7 protein-coding genes are annotated in these 5,225 nt (G+C 69.2%); 5 read left to right on the top strand and 2 right to left on the bottom strand.

The features are described from left to right. On the bottom strand, window positions 1–507 hold a 507-nt coding region (locus tag D183_RS0108585), incomplete at its 3' end, for a VIT1/CCC1 transporter family protein (RefSeq protein WP_017908644.1). A 222-nt stretch (window positions 508–729) separates the two neighbouring features. Between D183_RS0108585 and D183_RS0108580 the strand changes: the two genes are divergently transcribed. The 5 genes from D183_RS0108580 (at window position 730) to D183_RS0108555 (ending at window position 4,112) form a co-directional block, all read left to right on the top strand. Next, entirely contained in the window at window positions 730–2,094 is a 1,365-nt protein-coding gene (locus tag D183_RS0108580) for a glutamate--cysteine ligase (protein WP_017908643.1), read from the top strand. Between the two features lie 32 nt (window positions 2,095–2,126). Further along, a complete protein-coding gene (locus D183_RS0108575; RefSeq protein WP_026144310.1) occupies window positions 2,127–2,516 on the top strand; it encodes a hypothetical protein in 390 nt (129 codons plus the stop codon). A 431-nt stretch (window positions 2,517–2,947) separates the two neighbouring features. Beyond that, entirely contained in the window at window positions 2,948–3,298 is a 351-nt protein-coding gene (locus D183_RS0108565; RefSeq protein WP_017908640.1) for a hypothetical protein, read from the top strand. Between the two features lie 80 nt (window positions 3,299–3,378). Then, a complete protein-coding gene (locus D183_RS0108560) occupies window positions 3,379–3,654 on the top strand; it encodes a hypothetical protein (protein ID WP_017908639.1) in 276 nt (91 codons plus the stop codon). Between the two features lie 74 nt (window positions 3,655–3,728). After that, entirely contained in the window at window positions 3,729–4,112 is a 384-nt protein-coding gene (locus tag D183_RS0108555) for a YbjQ family protein (protein WP_017908638.1), read from the top strand. 36 nt (window positions 4,113–4,148) lie between these two features. Here D183_RS0108555 and D183_RS0108550 read toward each other — a convergent pair. Continuing rightward, the coding region (locus D183_RS0108550; protein WP_017908637.1) for an ATP-binding protein at window positions 4,149–5,225 on the bottom strand (1,077 nt) is incomplete at its 5' end.

Below are 5,225 nucleotides of genomic sequence, written 5' to 3'. Positions count from 1 at the left end.
CAGCCAGGCGGCCACGATCGGCAGTGCGGCGCCGGTGCAGAACGCCGCCGCCGACGCGGCCGCCGCCTGCAGCGGACGTGCGCGCAGGCTCTCGGTGATGCCGAGTTCGTCGCGCGCGTGCGCGCCCAGCGCATCGTGCGCGGTCAACTGCTCGGCGACCTGGCGGGCCAGGCCGGGTTCCAGCCCGCGCTGGCGATAGATCGCGGTGAGTTCGTCCAGTTCGCTCTGCGGGTCCTCGTGCAGCTCGCGGCGTTCCAGCGCCAGGTCGGCGCGCTCGGTATCGGCCTGCGATTGCACCGACACGTATTCGCCGGCGGCCATCGACATCGCGCCGGCGACCAGGCCGGCGATGCCGGTGGTCAGCACCGTGGCCGCCGACGCGCCGCTGCTGGCGACGCCGACCACCAGGCCGGCCACGGACAGGATGCCGTCGTTGGCACCGAGCACGGCCGCGCGCAGCCAGCCGGCGCGGTCGGTGCGATGGCGTTCGGAGTGGGTCGGGCGCATGGCGCTGCCTGCGGCGGAGCGGGAAGGAGACCGCAGCCTAGCCGAGCCGGCGCCGCGAACGCTTGCTGCGTCTCACTCTCGACGCCGTCAGCGGCGCGGCCATGGAATGCTGCAGTGCCGCCGGTAGCGACGCGGGCCGCGCCCCCGGCACGCTATAGTGCGGGCCTTGCGATGGCAGGGGATGGTCCCCACATCGCCTCACCCGCCGTGCGAGTCCTGCCCTTGTCGAGCCCCAGCCACGTTGCCGAGACGCCGATCACCGACCGTGCCGAACTGGTCGAGGTGCTTGCCTCCGGAGAAAAACCCGAAGCGCAGTGGCGCATCGGCACCGAGCACGAGAAGTTCGGCTTCCGGCTGGACGACCTGCGGCCTCCGACCTTCGACGGCGAGCGCGGCATCGAGGCCTTGCTGCTGGGCCTGACCCGCTTCGGCTGGGCGCCGGTGCGCGAAGCCGGGCACACCATCGCCCTGCTGCGCGATGGCGCCTCGGTGACGCTGGAGCCGGCCGGCCAGCTGGAACTTTCCGGCGCCCCGCTGCCGACCATCCACGACACCTGCGTCGAAGTGGGCAGCCACCTCAACGAGGTCAAGCAGGTCGCCGACGAACTGGGCCTGGGTTTCCTCGGCATGGGCTTCCAGCCGAAGTGGCGCCGCGACGAGATGCCGTGGATGCCCAAGGGCCGTTACCAGATCATGAAGCGCTACATGCCCAAGGTCGGTTCGCTCGGCCTGGACATGATGACGCGCACCTGCACGGTGCAGGTCAACCTGGATTACGCCAGCGAAGCGGACATGATCAGGAAGTTCCGCGTGTCGCTGGCGCTGCAGCCGATCGCCACCGCGCTGTTCGCCGACTCGCCGTTCGCCGAGGGCAAGCCCAACGGCTACCTCAGCTACCGCTCGCATATCTGGACCGACACCGACGCCGACCGCACCGGCATGCTCGACTTCGTGTTCGAGGACGGCTTCGGCTACGAGCGCTACGTCGATTACCTGCTCGACGTGCCGATGTACTTCTCCTATCGCGATGGCACCTACATCGACGCCAGCGGGCAGAGCTTCCGCGATTTCCTGCAGGGCAAGTTGCCGGCGTTGCCCGGTGCGTTGCCGACGCTGCGCGACTGGTCCGACCACATGACCACCGCGTTCCCTGAAGTGCGCCTGAAGAAGTATCTGGAAATGCGCGGCGCCGACGCCGGTCCGTGGGGCCGGTTGTGCGCGCTGTCGGCGTTCTGGGTCGGCCTGCTGTACGACGATGCGGCGCTGGGCGCGGCCTGGGACCTGGTCAAGGATTTCAGCCTGGTCGAACGCCACGCGCTGCGCGACGGCGTGCCGAAGCAGGCGCTGAAGCTGCCGTTCCGCAACGGCACCGTGCAGGACCTGGCTGCCGAGGCGGTGAAGATCGCCCTGTCCGGCCTGCGCCGGCGCGCGCGCCTGAACCGCGACGGCCAGGATGAATCGCGCTTCCTCGAACCGCTGGTGGAAATCCTGCATGGCGGCGAGACCGCGGCCGAGCGCAAGCTGGCGCTGTACCACGGCGCCTGGCAGGGCGACATCGACCACGTGTTCCGCGAGTTCGCGTACTGAGTGCAGCGGCGCGCCCGCAGGCCAGCAGAACGATGACCGCGATCGGTGACATGGCGGGCCTGTTCCAGGACGAGCCGAGCAGATGGGGCGGCCGTGGCGATCCGTATCTGTGGGAAGAGATGGCGTCGACCCTGGCCGGCGTGCCGTTGCCGGCGACGGCCACGCAGTGCGAGGCACTGCTCGCCGACACCTTCGCGCGCCTGGTCGGCACGACGCTGGACGACACATCTGTCGAGTCGGTCTTCGTGCCGCGCCTCAGCCATGGCGGCATGTCCTCGGGATACGTCAGCCTGGTGTTCTGGCGGGCGACCGCACTGCCGCTGTTGCTGGCGCGTCATGCCGACGCTGTGGCGCAGCGACATGCGGGTGCCATAGCGCCGCAAACGCCGCCATGGTGGCGACGGTTATGGCCTTCGCGCTAGACACCTAGCCGCCCATCCGCGCCCTGGGCACGCCCCAGGCCGGGCAGCCGCGTGCCGATGGAGTGCGGCTGTACGCCGCCACTGACCTGGCCGAACGCCATGCGACCTTCAAGGTCGCGCGCTGCCTGCCGGGCCATGTGCTGATCGGCGACGACAGCGGCGGCCAAGGCGTGCTGGTTGCGTTGGCCGGACCGGCGTATCCCTCTTTCTCTGCGATCTGGGCGCCGTGGCCGAGGCAGAGCGCGTGCCGCTTGCGGCGTCGTTGCCGGAATGGATGGCGGCGGGAAGCCCGCTTTTGCCGCAGTCGGCCGGCGGCTTACCCAATGTAAGCTGGTGTCACGTGCACTATGCGTGGCGGGGAAATGCCGTCGCTGTCGCGATCCGAGCGAGAGGCGCTTGTGGTGCCGGAGAGAGCGTCATTGGGGGGATGCATGAAACTGAAGATCGTTGGTGTGGTGTTGCTCGTTGCCTTTGCCGTTTCCGCCTGCGGTCTGCAGGAGCAGGCCGATGCCAAGTTCGGCGACCAGCATTTCAAGACAGTGGTGTCGTTGGTTGAACTGTACAAGCTGCGTACCGGGTCTTATCCCGCGTCGCTGGCCGACCTCACCTTCACCGGTGATTGGGATCAGATCGCCATTGCGTCGGTCCACTACCGGAAGCTGGACGAGGGCTACGAACTCGATCTTGTACGGGGATGGGTGGGGCGCCCGGATCTGCACTATCCGCCGGCATTCTGGAAAGGGCTTGGCCTGCGCAAATCCAATCTCAAGCACGCGCCATGATGGCACCAGGCACGTCTTCGCGAGCGGTCGTAGAGCGCACGAGCGTTCGACGGCGTCTTTTCGAACGCATTGCGCTCGTGATGGCATCGCTCGGCTGCATGGCATCCGCGCATGCGACCAGCCAATGCCCCGCCGACGTTGGTCCCAAGGATCCGCTCATCGATCTGCTCGGATGGGCGGTGGTCGCCAGCGGCGTGGCGCTGGGCGGCTGGCTGTGCGTGCACGTGGTGCGGCGTTCGCGCGGGCTACGCCGATGGCGACGGGTGGCGGTCGTGCTGGCCGGCGTCGTGGCGATGCTGCTGCTATGGGGTGGCGGCCTGGTGCTGGCGATTGCGTGGTTCTTCATGCGGTGCTAACACTGCTGGCCTCGGTGCGTGCGCGCCGGGTCCGCGGTCCGCGGAGCCACGGGCCACGCCAGCAGGGCACACCAATGACCGATCCGTACAATTCCTCGCCGCCGCGCGCGGCGGTCTCGTCACTGAACGATGCGATGGTGACCACCGCGCTGGAACTTCCCGGCCACCGGATCGTGCGCAATCTGGGCATCGTGCGCGGCATCACCGTGCGCTCGCGCTCCATCGTCGGCAATTTCCTCGGCGGGCTGCAGACGCTGTTCGGCGGCAACATCACCATCTATACCGAGCTGTGCGAGCAGGCGCGCCTGGAGACCTACCGGGACATGCTGCAGCACGCACGGCAGATGGGCGGCAACGCGATCGTCGCGGTGCGCTACGACGCCACCGAGCTGATGGCCGGCCTGACCGAGGTGCTGTGCTATGGCACGGCCGTGGTCGTCGAGCCGAACCAGCGCTGAGTCGATCGACGTACGGCGGAACGGGGCGCGCCCGGCTCAGCCACCGACCGCCTGGCACGGCAGCCGCACACTGACCCGCAGGCCGCCCTCGGGGCGGTTGTCCAGGGAGATCTGGCCGCCATGCGCCAGCACGATGCTGTGCGCCACCGACAGGCCCAGGCCGATGCCGCCGGTGTCGCGGTTGCGCGAGTTCTCGCCGCGGAAGAACGGCAGGAACAGCTTCTCGCGCTGTGCGGGATCGATGCCGGGGCCGTCGTCGTCGATCCACAGCACGCATTCGCCGGCCTCGTGACGCAGCTGCAGGCGTGCGCGCTTGCCATATTTCAGCGCGTTCTCCACCAGGTTCATCACCATGCGCCGCAGCGACAGCGGATCGCCGTCGAGGGTGATGGCGTCGCCGAGCAGCAGCACCACGTCCGCGCCGGTGTCGCTGGCGTCGTCGACCACGCTTTCCACCAGCAGGCGGAAATCCAGCGGCGAGCGGGTGCCGCGGCGGCTGTCGTTGTGGATGAAGTCCAGCGCCGCGGAGATCATCGCCTTCATCTCGTCGATGTCGGCCATGGTCTTCTCGCGCAGCGGCGGTTGCAGGGTCTCCAGGCGGAACGCCAGTCGCGCCAACGGCGTGCGCAGGTCGTGGGCGATCGCCGCGACCATGTGCGTGCGCTCGTTGATCAGCCGGTTCAGGCGCGCCTGCATCGCGTTGAACGAATCGGCCGCCTGCACGATCTCGCTGGGGCCGCTGCGCCGCAGCGGCTGCGCGTCGGGATTGCGGCCGAGCTGGTCGGCCGCCTCGGCGAAGCGCCGGATCGGCGCCGACAGCGCCCGTGAGAACCACCAGGCCAGCGGCAGCATCGCCAGCATGCCGACCAGGAACAGCATCACCACCTGGGTCTTGAATTCGTTGGAGAACCGCCGCGGCGGCGACATCACGCTGCGCCAGTGCCCGTCAGGCTGGCGCAGGGCCGCGGTGAAACCGTCCAGCAGCGGTACCGCCGGGGCGAAGCCGCGTTCGCGCCACCCCACGGCGCGCATGGTCGCGCCGAAGGCGCCATTGCGCGGTGCCTCGCCCGGCGCAGGCGGCGGCTCCGGCGGCGGCGGTTGCTGCGCGGTGGA

The sequence above is a fragment of the Xanthomonas sp. SHU 199 genome, assembly GCF_000364665.1.
GTDB classification, from domain to species: Bacteria; Pseudomonadota; Gammaproteobacteria; order Xanthomonadales; family Xanthomonadaceae; genus Xanthomonas_A; species Xanthomonas_A sontii.
This window is presented reverse-complemented; position numbering and strand designations above follow the sequence as displayed.

Bases quoted from the DNA above. Each gene is read 5' to 3' on its own strand.
- D183_RS0108575 (WP_026144310.1), top strand. From the start codon at position 2,127: ATGACCGCGATCGGTGACATGGCGGGCCTGTTCCAGGACGAGCCGAGC.
- D183_RS0108565 (WP_017908640.1), top strand. From the start codon at position 2,948: ATGAAACTGAAGATCGTTGGTGTGGTGTTGCTCGTTGCCTTTGCCGTT.
- D183_RS0108560 (WP_017908639.1), top strand. From the start codon at position 3,379: ATGGCATCGCTCGGCTGCATGGCATCCGCGCATGCGACCAGCCAATGC.
- D183_RS0108555 (WP_017908638.1), top strand. From the start codon at position 3,729: ATGACCGATCCGTACAATTCCTCGCCGCCGCGCGCGGCGGTCTCGTCA.